Source organism: Frigoribacterium sp. UYMn621, assembly GCF_040549525.1.
Lineage (GTDB): Bacteria > Actinomycetota > Actinomycetes > Actinomycetales > Microbacteriaceae > Lacisediminihabitans.
The window spans coordinates 19,591-34,713 of the sequence record NZ_JBEPTM010000012.1 but is presented as its reverse complement, the minus strand read 5'-3'; the positions used below and the strand labels follow the sequence as shown (position 1 = coordinate 34,713).

Here is a 15,123-nt window from a genome sequence, read left to right as displayed (position 1 = left end):
CTTCGTCTAGCGTCACAGTTGGCTGCGTTTGCCGCCGTACCCAGTTCCAAACCCCATTGGAGTCAAGTCACATGTTCAGTGATTCTTCAGAGGTGCTCAAGTTCATCAAGGCCGAGAACGTCAAGTTCCTTGATATCCGCTTCACCGATCTCCCCGGTGTGCAGCAGCACTTCAACATCCCCGCCTCGACCGTCGACGAAGAATTCTTCTCGGTCGGACAGCTCTTCGACGGCTCGTCGATCCGCGGCTTCGCGTCGATTCACGAATCAGACATGCAGCTCATTCCCGACGTGACCACCGCGTACGTCGATCCCTTCCGCGTCGAGAAGACGCTCATCATGATCTTCGACATCTACAACCCGCGAAACGGCGAGATCTACGCCCGCGACCCGCGCCAGGTTGCCAAGAAGGCCGAGAAGTACCTCGCCTCCACCGGAATCGCCGACACCGCGTTCTTCGCACCGGAGGCCGAGTTCTACATCTTCGACGACGTGCGCTACGACGTCCGCCAGAACTCCAGCTCCTACTTCGTCGACTCCGAAGAGGGTGCCTGGAACTCGGGACGCGTCGAAGAGGGCGGCAACCTCGCCAACAAGACGCCGTACAAGGGCGGCTACTTCCCGGTGAGCCCCGTCGACAAGCAGGCCGACCTCCGCGACGACATCAGCCTCAAGCTGATCGACGCCGGACTCATCCTCGAGCGCGCCCACCACGAGGTCGGCACCGGAGGCCAGGCGGAGATCAACTACCGCTTCGACACGATGGTGCACGCGGCCGACGACATCCTCAAGTTCAAGTACATCGTCAAGAACACGGCGCTCGAATGGGGCAAGGTCGCGACCTTCATGCCCAAGCCGCTGTTCGGCGACAACGGATCGGGCATGCACACCCACCAGTCGCTGTGGAGTGACGGCACCCCGCTGTTCTACGACGAGAAGGGCTACGGCGGACTGAGCGACATCGCGCGCTGGTACATCGGCGGACTGCTCAAGCACGCTCCCGCGGTGCTCGCGTTCACGAACCCGACGCTCAACTCCTACCGTCGACTGATCCCCGGATTCGAAGCACCGGTCAACCTGGTCTACTCGGCCGGCAACCGTTCGGCCTCTATCCGCATCCCGATCACCGGCACCAACCCGAAGGCGAAGCGTATCGAGTTCCGAGCACCGGATGCCTCGGGCAACCCGTATCTCGCCTTCGCCGCGCAGCTCATGGCCGGCCTCGACGGCATCAAGAACCGCATCGAGCCGCACGAGCCCGTGGACAAGGACCTGTACGAGCTTCCCCCCGAGGAGGCGAAGAACATCCCGCAGGTTCCCGCGTCTCTCGAGGAGGCGCTGCGCGCACTCGAAGCCGACAACGAGTTCCTCACCGCCGGCAACGTGTTCACGCCCGACCTGATCCAGACCTGGATCTCGTACAAGCGTTCCGCGGAGATCATCCCGGCCGCCCAGCGTCCGACGCCGTTCGAGTACGAGCTGTACTTCAGCGTCTGATCCGCCTCTCGACCAAGAGCCGCATCCCTTCGGGGGTGCGGCTCTTGTTGGTTAGCCCGCAGTCTCGCCATCGGTCAGACTGTGCGCCCGCAGTGCCGCCATCCGTCGGACTGTGCGCCCGTAGCGCCGCCATCCGTCAGACTCTGCTCCGATCGGCACCCCAAGCGACGAGCTTCGACGGGTGAGCGCTCTTCGCCGAGCGCCGGACGGAACGAGTTGCCTGGCTCCGGGAATCTCCCACCGTGAAGCGGTCTTGCCGTCGCAAACTGCTCAGTCGCAGGGTCTTCACGACAATCAGTGACGGACTCCAGGTCGGTCACGCGTTGGCGCCGAGCCGTGTCGATCTCGTCCACCCACTGGAGGAGCGACACCGCCTTCACGGCACCGAGCTCACTCGAGCGATGGATGAGGGCACGAGAGTCCTTCGGCAGGCATCCGCCCCCGAATCCAGAGCCGCGGCGATTCAGCCGGTGGTCGGTCCGGGCACTCTCTCGACGCCGTAAAACCGCTTCTCGAAGACAGCTCGAGCCAGTCGGGTCACTCGCAAGTAATCCTCTTCCAGCTGGGTCGCGGAGCCGGGCGGATACTCCAGCAGTCGAGCGACGCCGTCGAGTTGCTGGCGGTCGGTGGGCAGCACATCCGTGGTCCGGGTCATCCAGAGCACCATCGCCGACCGCACCCGGGACGCGAAGATCCAGGCATCCCGCAGCTTCGTGGCATCGCTGCCCGACACGAAGCCCTCGGTGTGGGCGACCTCGAGTGCCGAGAGCGTTGAGGTGGTTCTGAGGCCCGTCACCCTTGCTCCATTCTGCAACTGGATGAGCTGCACGAACCACTCAACGTCGCTGAGCGAGCCGCGACCGAGCTTGAGATGCCGGGCGGGATCCGCCGCCTGCGGGAGCCGCTCCGACTCGACCCTGGCCTTGATGCGTTTCACCTCCCGCACGTCGTTCTCCGAGATGGAGGTGGGGAAACGCACCCCGTCGGCGAGGGACTCGAAGTCGGCGAGCAGCGCGGGATCCCCCACCGCACCGCGAGCACGAAGCAGGGCCTGCGCCTCCCAGGTGAGCGACCAGCGGGCGTAGTAGGCCCGATAGGAGTCGAGCGATCGAACGACCGCCCCGTTCTTGCCCTCCGGCCGCAGGTCGATATCGAGGTCGAAGGGCAATCGCAGGTCTTCGGTGTGGCGGTTGAGCTCGCTGACGAGTTGCTTCGCCCGTGCAGCGGCCTCCTCGTCCGTAGCACCGGCGGCGCGATAAACGAAGAGCACATCGGCGTCGGATCCGAACCCGAGCTCCTGCCCGCCATAGCGTCCCATTGCGACGATGCCGAACTCGATGCCGTCGTCCTTGGGGCGCACGGCGTCAAGTATCCCGGTGAGGAATGCCGTCGTCACGTCGGACAGGGCCCTGCCGAGCTCCTCCACGTGCACGAGGCCCAGAATGGCGCCGATGGCGAGTCGCAGCACTTCCCGGCGGCGCAGAGTGCGCAGCGCGAGCGCAGCGGCCGCGATATCGTCATGCCTCGCGAGGGTGGATGCCGTCTCGTCGAGCAGTGCCGCGAGTGAGCGCGGGGCGAGCTCCTCCTCCCGGTCGAACCAGGCGGCCGCCTCCGGGATGCGCTCGAGCAGCACTCCGACGAATCTGGCGGAGGACAGCACGCTGGTGAGGCGTTTGGCCGCGCCGGAGGAGTCGCGCAGCATTCGCAGGAACCAGTAGGACTCGCCGAGGTCGTCGCTGAGGCGCCGGAAGGCAAGGAGACCGTAGTCCGGGTCGGCGCCGTCGGCGAACCATTGGAGCATCACCGGCAGCAGGTGGCGCTGAATTGCCGCGCGACGAGACACTCCCCCGGTGAGCGCACCGATGTGCGCCAGTGCGCCCTTCGGATCGCGGAATCCGATCGCCGCGAGCCGCGCGACGGCCTGTTCGCTGCTCAGTGCGAGGCCCTCATCGGGCAGAGCGGCAACCGCCGAGAGGAGGGGACGATAGAACAACCGCTCGTGCAGGCTCCGGACCTCGTGCTTCGTGCGGTTCCACTGCTCGGTCAGGTCGACGGTACCGGAGGCGATGCCGCTCGCGCGGGCCAGGATCCTCACCGCATCGGGATCGCTCGGCATCAGGTGCGTTCGCCGCAGCTGAACCAGCTGGAGGCGGTGTTCGAGCAACCGGAGAAAACGGTAATCGCGCGAGAATTCCGCTGCCTCGACGCGCCCGATGTAGCCCTGTTCGGCGAGGGCGACCAGGGCGGGGAGGGTGGCCCGTTGGCGAACCAGTTCGTCGGTCTGGCCGTGCACGAGTTGGAGCAGCTGGATGGTGAACTCCACGTCGCGCAAGCCGCCCGGTCCCAGCTTGAGCTGGTAGTCGAGTTCCGCGCTCGGGATGTTGTCGGTCACCCGCTCCCGCATGCGCTGCACCCCCTCGACGAAGTTCTCGCGTGAGGCGCTCGACCATACCTTCGGTGCGACCGCGTCGACGTAGCGTGCCCCGAGTTCGTCATCCCCGGCGAGGGGCCGGGCCTTGAGGAGCGCCTGGAACTCCCAACTCTTCGCCCAGCGGTCGTAGTAGGCGATGTGGGAGTCGAGGGTGCGCACAAGGGCGCCGTCCTTGCCCTCCGGCCGCAGGTTGGCATCCACCTCCCACAGCGCGGGCTCCCGAGAGTAGTCGTGGATACCCCTCATGGTCGCCATGGCAAGACGGGTCGCGATCTCGACCGCGCGGGAGTCGGTCACTTCACTGGAGCCCTCGGCGACGAAGATCACATCGACGTCGCTCACGTAGTTGAGTTCCCGAGCGCCGGCCTTTCCCATGCCGATGATCGACAGTCGCGTAGCCGCGACCTCCCCAGCGGGAAACCGTGCGGTGGCGCGCGCCACCAGCAGCGCGGCGTCGAGAGCTGCCGCCGCCAGGTCGGCGAGTGCGGCCGCGACGGTGTCGAGACCGTCGAGCGGATGCGCCTGCCCGAGATCCCACGCGGCGAGTTGCAGCACATGGCGGCGATAACGCACCCGAAGTGCATCCCACGACGACTCCTCGTTCGTCGCGTCGATCGAGGCGACCGCCTCCGCCAGGTCGAGGCGATACGCGTCCGGGGTGAGCGGGCGGGCGAGCGACACCGTGAGTACCGAGAGCTCGTCCGGATGGCGCAGCAGGAAGTCTGCGAGACCGGCCGAGGCTCCGAGCACGCGGACCAGCCGATCGGCCGCGGAGATATCGCCGAGCACCGCCCTTGTCTCGGTCGGAGCCTGCCGCGCGAGCGTCGTGAGAAAGCGAAGAGCGCTGTCGGCATCCGCGGCATGGGCGAACAGGGGCAGGAGTCCCGTCGCGCTCAGGTCGCCGGCGCCTTCGCCACCGACGAGGTCATCCAGCTCTGAGAGCAACGCGACGGCGAGGTCGAGTTCAGCGAACCCGATCCTCGCGAGGTCGGTCAGGATGGATTGTTCGCGCGCCATTGCCGTCGAGTCCTAAACCACAGATCCGGGATGCCGTTACAGCATCTCCAGGTTGCTCTTGAGCTCGTAGGGGGTGACCTGCGCGCGATACTCGCGCCACTCCTGGCGCTTATTGAGGAGCACGAAGTTGAAGACCTGCTCGCCGAGGGTCTGAGCCACCAGCTCCGACTCCTCCATGAGTGAGACGGCGTGATCCAGGCTCGCGGGAAGCTGGCTGTAGCCGAGCGCACGGCGCTCGGCATCCGAGAGTTCCCACACGTTGTCCTCGGCTTCGGCGGGGAGTTCGTAGCCCTCCTCGATGCCCTTGAGCCCCGCAGCGAGCAGCAGCGAGAAGGCGAGGTACGGGTTCGCCGCAGAGTCGATGGCGCGGTACTCCACCCGCGCGCTCTGACCCTTGTTCGGCTTGTACAACGGCACCCGCACGAGGGCGGAACGGTTGTTGTGGCCCCAGGTGACGAAGCTCGGGGCCTCCCCGAGCTTGTTCTGGGACGATCCGCCCCACAGCCGCTTGTAGGAGTTGACGAACTGGTTGGTCACGGCCGTGATCTCCGGCGCGTGGCGCAGAAGGCCAGCGATGAAGTGGCGCCCGATCTTGGAGAGCTGGTACTGTCCCGCGCCGTCATAGAACGCATTGGTATCGCCCTCGAAGAGCGACATGTGGGTGTGCATCCCCGAGCCCGGCTCGCCCGAGAGCGGCTTCGGCATGAACGTGGCGTAGACACCCTGCTCGATGGCCACCTCTTTGATCACGGTGCGGAATGTCATGATGTTGTCAGCGGTGGTGAGCGCGTCCGCATAGCGGAGGTCGATCTCGTTCTGGCCCGGGCCGGCCTCGTGGTGGCTGAACTCCACCGAGATGCCGAGGTCTTCGAGCATCCGCACCGAACGGCGACGGAAGTCGTGGGCGGTGCCTCCCGGCACGTTGTCGAAGTAGCCGGCGCGGTCGACGGGCTGCGGACCCTCCTCGCCGAACTGCGAGCTCTTGAGCAGATAGAACTCGATCTCGGGGTGCGTGTAGAAGGTGAATCCCCGCTCCGCTGCGGTCGCGAGCGTGCGCTTCAGCACGTTGCGCGGGTCCGCGACGGCCGGCTGGCCATCCGGCGTCATGATGTCGCAGAACATGCGGGCTGTTGGGTCGATCTCGCCGCGCCACGGCAGGATCTGGAACGTGGCCGGATCCGGATGCGCGAGCACGTCGGCCTCATAGGAGCGGGTGAGGCCCTCGATCGCCGAGCCGTCGAATCCGAGGCCCTCGGCGAAGGCTCCCTCGACCTCCGCGGGAGCGATCGCGACGGACTTGAGGGTGCCGACGACATCCGTGAACCAGAGGCGGATGAACTTGACGCCGCGTTCTTCGATGGTGCGGAGAACGAAGTCGCGCTGCTTGTCCATGGGCTCCTCTTGTTGCTCGTTCCGGGGCGATTCCTCCCCGGCTATTAGGCTAGTGGCTATGCCCCGACTCCGCTTGGCGCTTGGCCAAACCAACCCCATCGTCGGCGATCTTGTCGGCAATTCCGAACAGATTCTCGACGCCGCCCGTCGCGCCTCGGCCCAGGGAGCAGACCTGCTCGCTGTGGGAGAGATGGCGATCAGCGGCTATCCCATCGAGGACCTGGCATCGAGGCCGAGCTTCCTCGCCGACTGCCACGATGCCGTGCAGAACCTCGCCAAGAATTTGCAGGATGCCGGTCTGGGCGATCTTGCCGTGATCGTCGGGCATCCGGATGGGCCATTCGAGCCGCGGCTGCTCGGCACGAGCAATGCGCCGACCGCGATCGCGCAGAACTGCGCGAGCGTGATCCAGCACGGGCACGTGACCGCTCGCTACGCCAAGCACCACCTTCCCAACTACTCGGTGTTCGACGAATACCGCATCTTCATCCCGGGCGACGAGCTTCTGGTTCTGAGGATCAAGGGGGTGGATGTCGCGGTGATCGTCTGCGAGGACCTCTGGCGCGACGGGGGTCCGGTCGGTCGGGTTCTCGATGCCGACGCCGGTCTCCTCGTGGTGATCAACGCCTCGCCGTTCGAACGTGACAAGGACGAGGTTCGCCTTCCGCTGGTCACCCGTCGCGCGGTCGAGACCAACACCACTGTCGCGTACGTCAATATCGTCGGCGGGCAGGACGACCTGGTCTTCGACGGTGACAGCGTGGTGGTGGATGGCGCGGGTACCATCCTCGCGCGCGCCCCCCAGTTCGCCGAGCACCTGCTCGTCGTCGACCTCGAGGTGTCCCCCGCGGCGGACTTCTCGGCGTCGGCGGGGGCGGCACTCCCCCGAAACGTCAAGCGGGTCACCCTCGCCGACGGACCCGACCACAAGCCGCCCCTTGATGCCGATCTCGCCACCCTCCCGGATGATCGTGAGCAGGTGTGGAATGCCCTGGTGCTCGGCCTGCGGGACTACGTGCACAAGAACGGCTTCCCCGGGGTCGTCCTCGGAGTTTCGGGCGGTATCGACTCGAGCATCGTCGCGGCTCTCGCGGCGGACGCGATCGGCGCGGACCGCGTGCACGGCATCTCGTTGCCCAGTCGGTACAGCTCCGACGGGTCGGTGGGCGACGCGGCCGACCTGGCCGAACGGATCGGCTTCCACTATCGCGTCGAGCCGATCGCCGACCTGGTCGCGCCGATCGAAGCGCAACTCCGGCTCACGGGCGTGGCAGCAGAGAACGTGCAAGCGCGCATTCGGGGGCTGATCTGGATGGCCGAGTCGAACACTCACGGCTATCTGGCGCTGACCAACGGCAACAAGAGTGAGATCTCCGTCGGCTACTCCACGATCTATGGGGACGCCGCCGGCGGTTTCGCGCCGATCAAGGACGTGCCCAAGACTCTCGTCTGGGAACTCGCTCGGTGGCGCAATGAGTTCGCGGCAGCGCGGGGAGAGACCCCGCCGATTCCCACGAACTCGATCGACAAGCCGCCGAGCGCCGAGTTGCGCCCGGATCAGACCGATCAGGATTCTCTTCCGCCTTACGACGTCCTCGACGCCATCCTCGATGCCTACATCACCCGCGCGCTCGGCCGGGAGGATGTCATCGCTCTCGGCTTCGACGAGGAGACGGTCGACTTCGTGACGAAGCTGGTCGACCACTCCGAGTGGAAGCGCCGACAGGGCGCCATCGGCCCCAAGATCAGTCACATGGCCTTCGGTCGCGATCGCCGGCTGCCGATCACGTACCGACCGACCTTTTAGCGGCCCGAGGCTAGGATTGCGCGCATGACCGACCCCACCGCTGCGGCGACCCAGGCGAACCTCAAGAGAGTGCGCACGCGACACTTCCAGAGCGCGAAAGAGAACGGTGTGAAGATCACCGGCCTCACGAGCTACGACCAGCTCACCGCATCCATCTTCGATGCGGCGGGGATCGACTTCCTGCTCGTCGGCGACTCCGCCGGCAACAACGTGCTCGGTTACGAGACCACTCTGCCCGTGACCGTTGAGGACCTCATCCCGCTCACCAGGGCGGTCGCCGGGGCGGTGACCCGCGCCTTCGTCGTCGCCGACATGCCGTTCGGCTCCTACGAGACCGGGCCGGACGCGGCGCTGCACACGGCGTTCCGGTTCATGAAGGAGACGCACGCGCACGCGGTGAAGTTCGAGGGCGGTGTGCGCAGCGCAGAACAGATCCGCCGCATCGTCTCCGCGGGAATCCCCGTGATGGGTCACATCGGTTTCACCCCCCAGAGCGAGCACGGTCTCGGGGGCCACATCATCCAGGGGCGCGGCGAAGGGGCAGAACAGCTGCTCGCCGACGCCCACGCGGTTGAGGACGCGGGAGCGTTCGCCGTCGTTCTCGAGATGGTACCCTCCCTCATCGCGAAGCAGGTCACCGAGGAGTTGCGCATCCCCACGATCGGGGTCGGGGCCGGCCCGCACGTGGATGGCCAGCTTCTGGTCTGGACGGACTGGGCCGGCCTGACCGTCGGCCGCATCCCCAAGTTCGTCAAGCGCTATGCGAACCTCAGCGGCGTTCTGACGGATGCCGCGAAGGACTACATCGCGGATGTCGCGGGCGGCGAGTACCCGGCCGCGGAGCACGAGTACACGGACTAGGGGCAAGGGCAGCGGGAGCTCGCCACGGACTTCGGCTTAGCTCCCTGGCCGGTGCGTCAGTCGTTCTTCGCGTCTTCCTCTGCCCACTTCCGTGCGCGTTCGGCGATGATCTCGGGAGCGCGCGCGGCATCCTCCCGGGTGTCGAACGGTCCGTCCAGCTCCGAAGCAAGCGACTGCTTGCCCTCTTCCACCTCGTGGGTGCGGGTGTTGTAATACCACTGCGTCATGAATGACTCCTTGCTCGCCACTAAAATTACTCCCATGCCCAAGGATTCCAATGGCCACCTGGTTGCGGGGCGCGTCTCTCCCGCTCGATTCGTGCCGAGGCACATCGTGCGTCCCGAATACGTCGGGAAAGCGGCACCCTCCCGATTCACCGGGTCGGACATCTACGACGCGGAGGCGGTCGGCCGCATCCGCGAATCCGGCCGGATCGCGGCGGATGCGATCGCCCTCGTCGGCGAACATGTGCGAGCCGGAATCACCACCGATGAGCTGGATGTGATCGGCCACGACTTCATGGTGGCCAACGACTCCTACCCCTCGACTCTCGGCTACCGCGGCTTTCCCAAATCCCTCTGCAGTTCGGTGAACGAGGTGATCTGCCATGGCATCCCCGATGACACCGTGCTCGAAGACGGAGACATCGTGAACATCGACATCACCGCATTCAAGAACGGCGTGCACGGCGACAGCAACCAGACCTTCATCGTCGGTCAGGCGGCACCTCAGGTGGAGGAGCTGGTCGAACGCACGCGCGAGTCGCTCAATCGAGGCATCAAGGCCGTGGCGCCTGGACGGGCGATCAATGTCATCGGACGCGCCATCGAGTCCTACGCGCGCCGTTTCGACTACGGAGTCGTCAGGGACTTCACCGGCCACGGCGTCGGGGAGGCATTTCACTCCGGCCTGATCATTCCGCACTACGACGCCGCCCCCTCCTATGCCACGGAGATAGAAGTGGGTATGGTCTTCACGATCGAGCCGATGCTCACCCTCGGGGGCATCGAATGGGAGATGTGGGAAGACGACTGGACCGTCGTCACCAAAGACCGCAGCATCACCGCCCAGTTCGAGCACACCATGGTCGTGACCGAGCGCGGCGCGGAAGTACTGACCCTCCCCTGAGCTGCTTCCGGCAGAACACCCTATGAAGAGAATGGCGAGATGGCTTCCAAAGCAGTAGGCATCGATATCGGCGGAACCGGCATCAAGGGGGCGATCGTCGACGTCGCGACGGGCAAGCTCCTCAGCGATCGGATCAAACTACCCACTCCGGAGGGCGGAGAGCCGGATGACATCGTCCTGACAGTGCTCGAGGTGCTGAAGAAGCTCGGCTCGCCCGAGAAGAAGCTGCCGATGGGGCTGTGCTTTCCCGCCGTCGTGGTGAAGGGGCGCACCCTCTCGGCCGCCAACGTCTCGAAGAAGTGGATCGGCCTCGAAGCCGAGACCCTCTTCGAGAAGGGTCTCGACCGCGACATCAGCTTCGTGAACGACGCGGATGCGGCCGGCTATGCCGAGGCACTGTACGGGGCCGCGGAGAAGCAGAAGGGCCTCGTGATCCTGACCACACTCGGCACCGGCATCGGAACCGCCCTCATCTACAAGGGCGTGCTCATCCCGAATGCCGAGCTCGGCCACCTGCAGCTCGAGGGGGTCGACTGGGAGACCAAGGCGGCCTACTCGGCGAAGGAACGCGAGAACCTGAGCTGGGAACAGTGGGCCGAACGGCTGCAGAAGTACTACGACATGCTCGTGGCTCTCTTCCACCCCGACCTGTTCATTGTGGGTGGTGGGGTGTCGAAGGAGCACAAGGACTTCCTGCCGCTGCTGAAGCTCGACACCCCGATCGTGCCCGCCGCACTGCGCAACAATGCCGGCATCCTCGGAGCTGCCGCCCTGGCCTCCGGGAAGTAGCTCCGTCCCACTCGAGCCCGCGTAAGGCTTCGCCTCCGCGGCGTTAGGGATCCGTTAGTTCCGCGACCCTGCCGCCCCGGCGGGTGTGGAATTCCTGAGTGGCATCGTGTGGATCTGCACACGATGCCGCTGCGTGCCCCCCTGGCCGCAGCCTGCGCTCGTCTCGGAGGAATCCATGCTCGATCTCATCTATGTGATCGGCGTTGTCGGCCTGTTCGCCCTCATCGCCCTCGTCGCCCGGGGGGTCGAGAAACTGTGATCTTCTTCACAGTGCTCAGCCTCGTCCTCGGCGTGGCGGCACTCGTCTATCTCGTCTTCGCCCTCGTGAAGCCGGAGCGATTCTGATGAACACCACCTGGCTCTTCATCCTGCAGGCGGCGACCATAATCCTGGTCCTCGCCCTGATCTACCGCCCCCTCGGCGACTACATGGCTCAGGTCTACACGACGCCCAAGTCCCTGCGCGTCGAGCGCGGCTTCTACCGGCTCATCGGCGTCAACCCCGCGTCGGAACAGACCTGGCCGGTCTACCTCCGCAGCGTGCTCGCCTTCTCTGTCATCGGCGTGCTCGCGGTCTACCTGCTCCAACGCATCCAGGAGATCCTGCCCTACTCGCTCGGCTTGCCGGCGGTGGAGCAGTCGCTGGCCTGGAACACCGCCATCTCGTTCGTGACCAACACCAACTGGCAGTCCTACTCGCCAGAGCTCACCATGGGCTACACGGTTCAGCTGGTCGGTCTCGCGGTTCAGAACTTCGTCTCCGCCGCGGTCGGAATCGCCGTGGCTGTCGCCCTCATCCGCGGGCTCGCCTCTCGCAAGTCCACGACGATCGGCAACTTCTGGGTGGATCTCACCCGCGGTGTCGTGCGGATTCTGCTTCCGCTCGCGGTGATCGCCGCCATCGTGTTGATCTTCAGCGGAGTCATCCAGAACTTCGCGGGGTTCCAGCACATCACGACCCTGACCGGAAGCACCCAGACGATCCCGGGTGGACCGGTGGCGTCCCAGGAGGCGATCAAGGAACTCGGCACGAACGGTGGCGGATTCTTCAACGCCAACTCCTCGCATCCCTTCGAGAACCCGACCGGGTGGTCAAGCCTGTTCGAGATCGTGCTCCTGCTCGCGATTCCGTTCTCCCTCCCCCGCACCTTCGGACGCATGGTGGGCGACAACCGACAGGGCTACGCGATCCTCTCGGCCATGGGCCTGATCTGGGTTGTCTCGACGGCACTGCTCACTCTTCTGGAGAGCTTCGGCAGCGGCACGGCCAGTCAGCTGGCCGGAGGGGCCATGGAGGGTAAGGAGGTGCGATTCGGAATCGTCGGATCGAGCCTCTTCGCCACCTCAACGACGCTCACCTCGACCGGCGCGGTCAACTCCATGCACGACAGCTTCACCTCCCTCGGCGGCGGGCTGATCATGGTGAACATGATGCTCGGCGAGGTGGCTCCCGGTGGGGTGGGATCCGGCCTCTACGGCATCCTCGTGATGGCCATCGTCGCTGTCTTCGTCGCCGGCCTGATGATCGGGCGCACCCCCGAGTATCTCGGCAAGAAGATCGGTTCGCGCGAGGTGAAACTCGCCAGCATCTACATCCTGATCACGCCGACTCTGGTGCTGGCCGGAACCGCGCTGAGCTTCGCGATACCGGCGGTGCAGAAATCCGTCGTCGGCACCTCGATGGCCAACACCGGGCTGCACGGATACTCGGAGGTGCTCTATGCCTTCACCTCCGCGGCGAACAACAACGGTTCGGCCTTCGCCGGCCTCACCGCGAGCACCCCGTGGTTCGATACGGCTCTCGGAGTGGCGATGCTGCTCGGCAGGTTCCTGCCGATCGTGTTCGTACTCGCCCTCGCCGGCTCTTTCGCCGCCCAGGACACGATCCCGACCACCTCCGGCACCCTCCCCACCCATCGGCCGCAGTTCATCGGCCTGCTCGTCGGCACGATCGTCATCGTGTCGGCTCTCACCTACCTCCCCGTACTCGCGCTCGGCCCGCTCGCAGAAGGACTGAAGTAACGCTCATGACCACAACCCTCACTACTCCCACCGGGAGCGACTCGCCGTCGCAGAAGCAGGGACGAAAGCAGGCCTCCGCGTTCAGCGCCGGCCAGCTCGTCAAGAGCATCCCGGATGCCCTGCGCAAGCTGGATCCGCGCCTCATGTGGCGCAACCCGGTCATGTTCGTCGTCGAGATCGGCGCCGCGCTCACCACCCTCCTCGCGATCGCAACGCCGTTCCTCGGCGCATCCGCTCAGACGACGTCCTCCCCGACCTCACCCGCCTTCATCTGGTCGATCGCGGTCTGGCTGTGGCTCACCACCCTGTTCGCCAACATGGCGGAGGCGGTGGCCGAGGGTCGCGGTAAGGCTCAGGCCAAGAGCCTGCGTGACAGCCGCACCAGCACCATGGCGGAGCGGGTGCGGGCCTACGACGAGACCGGTGATCCCGGTGCAGAGCGAGCCGAGTTCGAGAAGATCGCCTCTGCGGAGCTCACTCTCGGCGACACCGTCGTCGTCGTCGCAGGAGAGCCGATCCCCGGCGACGGCGACATCATCTGGGGTATCGCCTCTGTGGATGAATCCGCCATCACCGGCGAATCCGCCCCGGTCGTCCGCGAGTCCGGTGGTGACCGCAGCGCGGTCACGGGCGGCACAAGGGTGCTCTCCGACCGCATCGTCGTGCGCATCACGTCGAGGCCGGGCGAGACCTTCGTCGACCGCATGATCAAGCTGGTCGAGGGCGCCTCGCGGCAGAAGACTCCCAATGAGATCGCGCTCAACATCCTGCTCGCGAGCCTCACCATCATCTTCGTGGTGGTCGTGCTCATCATCAATCCGATCGCTCAGTACTCGAACGCGGCTCAGAGCCTTCCCGTGCTCGTCGCCCTGCTGGTCTGCCTCATCCCGACCACCATCGGCGCCCTGCTCTCGGCGATCGGCATCGCCGGCATGGACCGGCTCGTGCAGCACAACGTGCTCGCCATGTCCGGCCGGGCCGTCGAGGCCGCCGGCGACGTGACGACCCTGCTCCTCGACAAGACCGGCACGATCACCTACGGCAACCGCCGGGCGGCGGAATTCGCGACACTCTCCGGAGTGGATGCCGAGACTCTCGCCACGGTCGCGGCGGCCTCCTCTCTCAGCGACCCGACCCCCGAGGGCAAGTCGATCCTCGATCTCGCCACCGAGCTGGGCTTCGCCTACCCGACCACTGTCGACGGCACCGTCGTGCCGTTCACCGCGCAGACCCGCATGAGCGGTGTCGACTACGCCGATGGAAGCCAGGTGCGCAAGGGCGCCGGATCCATGGTCAGCTCCTGGGTCGCGGAATCGAGCACCCTCACGCCTGCGCAGCAGACCGAACTGAACGGCGTTGTCACGCGCATCTCCGAGGCCGGAGGCACCCCCTTGGTCGTCGCTCGGCGCACCGCCGCGGGTGAAGCATCCGTTCTCGGTGCCGTCTACCTCAAGGACGTCGTGAAGACGGGCCTTGCCGAGCGCTTTGCCGATCTGCGTCGCATGGGCATCCGCACCGTGATGATCACCGGCGACAACCCGCTCACCGCCAAGGCGATCGCGGCAGAGGCCGGGGTGGACGACTTTCTCGCGGAGGCGACCCCGGAAGACAAGATGGAGCTCATCAAGAAGGAGCAGGCCGGCGGCAACCTCGTGGCGATGACCGGAGACGGCACCAACGACGCGCCGGCCCTCGCCCAGGCGGATGTCGGCGTCGCGATGAACACGGGGACCTCCGCGGCCAAAGAGGCGGGCAACATGGTGGATCTCGACTCCGACCCCACCAAGCTCATCGACATCGTGGGCATCGGCAAGCAGCTGTTGATCACCCGTGGGTCGCTCACGACCTTCTCGATCGCGAACGACGTCGCCAAGTACTTCGCCATCATCCCGGCGATGTTCGTGGCGAGCTACCCCGGACTCGCAGCGCTCAACTTCATGCAGCTGCACTCCTCGGCATCCGCCATCCTCTCCGCCGTCGTCTTCAACGCCCTCATCATCATCGTGTTGATCCCCCTGTCCCTCCGTGGAGTGACCTACCGCCCGGGCAGCGTGTCCAGCGTGCTCGGACGCAACCTGCTCATCTACGGTTTCGGCGGCCTCATCGCGCCCTTCATCGGCATCAAGCTGATCGACCTCGTCATCTCCCTCATCCCGGGCTTCTAAGCCCCCCTCGCCGACA

At 65.8% G+C, this 15,123-nt stretch carries 13 protein-coding genes; 9 read left to right on the top strand and 4 right to left on the bottom strand.

Going from position 1 to position 15,123, the window contains the following annotated elements; all coding sequences use genetic code 11:
- The first annotated feature begins 71 nt into the window (after positions 1-71).
- Positions 72-1,496 carry a type I glutamate--ammonia ligase gene (gene glnA, locus ABIB54_RS15280; RefSeq protein ID WP_185200743.1) on the top strand — a complete coding sequence of 475 codons (1,425 nt, stop codon included), beginning with the start codon at positions 72-74 and terminating at the stop codon, positions 1,494-1,496.
- A gap of 74 nt (positions 1,497-1,570) precedes the next feature.
- Here the strand turns inward: glnA and ABIB54_RS17910 are convergent, their stop codons facing one another.
- From ABIB54_RS17910 to ABIB54_RS15265, 3 genes are read right to left on the bottom strand one after another with little or no spacing between them, the layout of a single operon-like run.
- Positions 1,571-1,927 carry a hypothetical protein gene (locus tag ABIB54_RS17910; protein ID WP_502917142.1) on the bottom strand — a complete coding sequence of 119 codons (357 nt, stop codon included), beginning with the start codon at positions 1,925-1,927 and terminating at the stop codon, positions 1,571-1,573.
- Positions 1,928-1,959: 32 nt separating this feature from the next.
- On the bottom strand, positions 1,960-4,944 hold the full coding sequence (locus tag ABIB54_RS15270; protein WP_354576371.1) for a bifunctional [glutamine synthetase] adenylyltransferase/[glutamine synthetase]-adenylyl-L-tyrosine phosphorylase: 2,985 nt from the start codon (positions 4,942-4,944) through the stop codon (positions 1,960-1,962).
- Positions 4,945-4,980: 36 nt separating this feature from the next.
- Positions 4,981-6,336 carry a glutamine synthetase family protein gene (locus ABIB54_RS15265; protein ID WP_354576370.1) on the bottom strand — a complete coding sequence of 452 codons (1,356 nt, stop codon included), beginning with the start codon at positions 6,334-6,336 and terminating at the stop codon, positions 4,981-4,983.
- A 58-nt stretch (positions 6,337-6,394) separates the two neighbouring features.
- Between ABIB54_RS15265 and ABIB54_RS15260 the strand changes: the two genes are divergently transcribed.
- Together ABIB54_RS15260 and panB are read left to right on the top strand one after the other, a co-directional pair.
- Entirely contained in the window at positions 6,395-8,143 is a 1,749-nt protein-coding gene (locus tag ABIB54_RS15260; RefSeq protein WP_354576369.1) for an NAD+ synthase, read from the top strand.
- A 24-nt stretch (positions 8,144-8,167) separates the two neighbouring features.
- Positions 8,168-9,004, top strand: a complete 837-nt coding sequence (gene panB / locus ABIB54_RS15255; protein WP_354576368.1) for a 3-methyl-2-oxobutanoate hydroxymethyltransferase — start codon at positions 8,168-8,170, stop codon at positions 9,002-9,004.
- Between the two features lie 56 nt (positions 9,005-9,060).
- On the opposite strand, the gene ABIB54_RS15250 is transcribed toward panB, so the two are convergent.
- The gene (locus tag ABIB54_RS15250) at positions 9,061-9,231 is read right to left on the bottom strand and encodes a methionine aminopeptidase (protein ID WP_354576367.1); all 171 of its coding nucleotides are present in this window, start codon (positions 9,229-9,231) and stop codon (positions 9,061-9,063) included.
- 34 nt (positions 9,232-9,265) lie between these two features.
- Between ABIB54_RS15250 and map the strand changes: the two genes are divergently transcribed.
- The 6 genes from map to kdpB all read left to right on the top strand — a co-directional run bounded on the left by map (position 9,266) and on the right by kdpB (position 15,107).
- A complete protein-coding gene (map, locus tag ABIB54_RS15245) occupies positions 9,266-10,132 on the top strand; it encodes a type I methionyl aminopeptidase (RefSeq protein WP_354576366.1) in 867 nt (288 codons plus the stop codon).
- A 39-nt stretch (positions 10,133-10,171) separates the two neighbouring features.
- A complete protein-coding gene (ppgK, locus tag ABIB54_RS15240; protein WP_354576365.1) occupies positions 10,172-10,921 on the top strand; it encodes a polyphosphate--glucose phosphotransferase in 750 nt (249 codons plus the stop codon).
- Positions 10,922-11,054: 133 nt separating this feature from the next.
- On the top strand, positions 11,055-11,180 hold the full coding sequence (locus ABIB54_RS15235) for a hypothetical protein (RefSeq protein WP_354576364.1): 126 nt from the start codon (positions 11,055-11,057) through the stop codon (positions 11,178-11,180).
- Entirely contained in the window at positions 11,177-11,266 is a 90-nt protein-coding gene (gene kdpF / locus ABIB54_RS15230) for a K(+)-transporting ATPase subunit F (protein ID WP_185200755.1), read from the top strand. Before ABIB54_RS15235 ends, kdpF begins: the two co-directional genes overlap by 4 nt.
- The gene (gene kdpA / locus ABIB54_RS15225; RefSeq protein WP_354576363.1) at positions 11,266-12,942 is read left to right on the top strand and encodes a potassium-transporting ATPase subunit KdpA; all 1,677 of its coding nucleotides are present in this window, start codon (positions 11,266-11,268) and stop codon (positions 12,940-12,942) included. The genes kdpF and kdpA overlap by 1 nt, the downstream gene beginning before the upstream one ends.
- Before the next feature lie 5 nt (positions 12,943-12,947).
- A complete protein-coding gene (gene kdpB / locus ABIB54_RS15220) occupies positions 12,948-15,107 on the top strand; it encodes a potassium-transporting ATPase subunit KdpB (RefSeq protein ID WP_354576362.1) in 2,160 nt (719 codons plus the stop codon).
- The last annotated feature ends 16 nt before the right edge of the window (positions 15,108-15,123 follow it).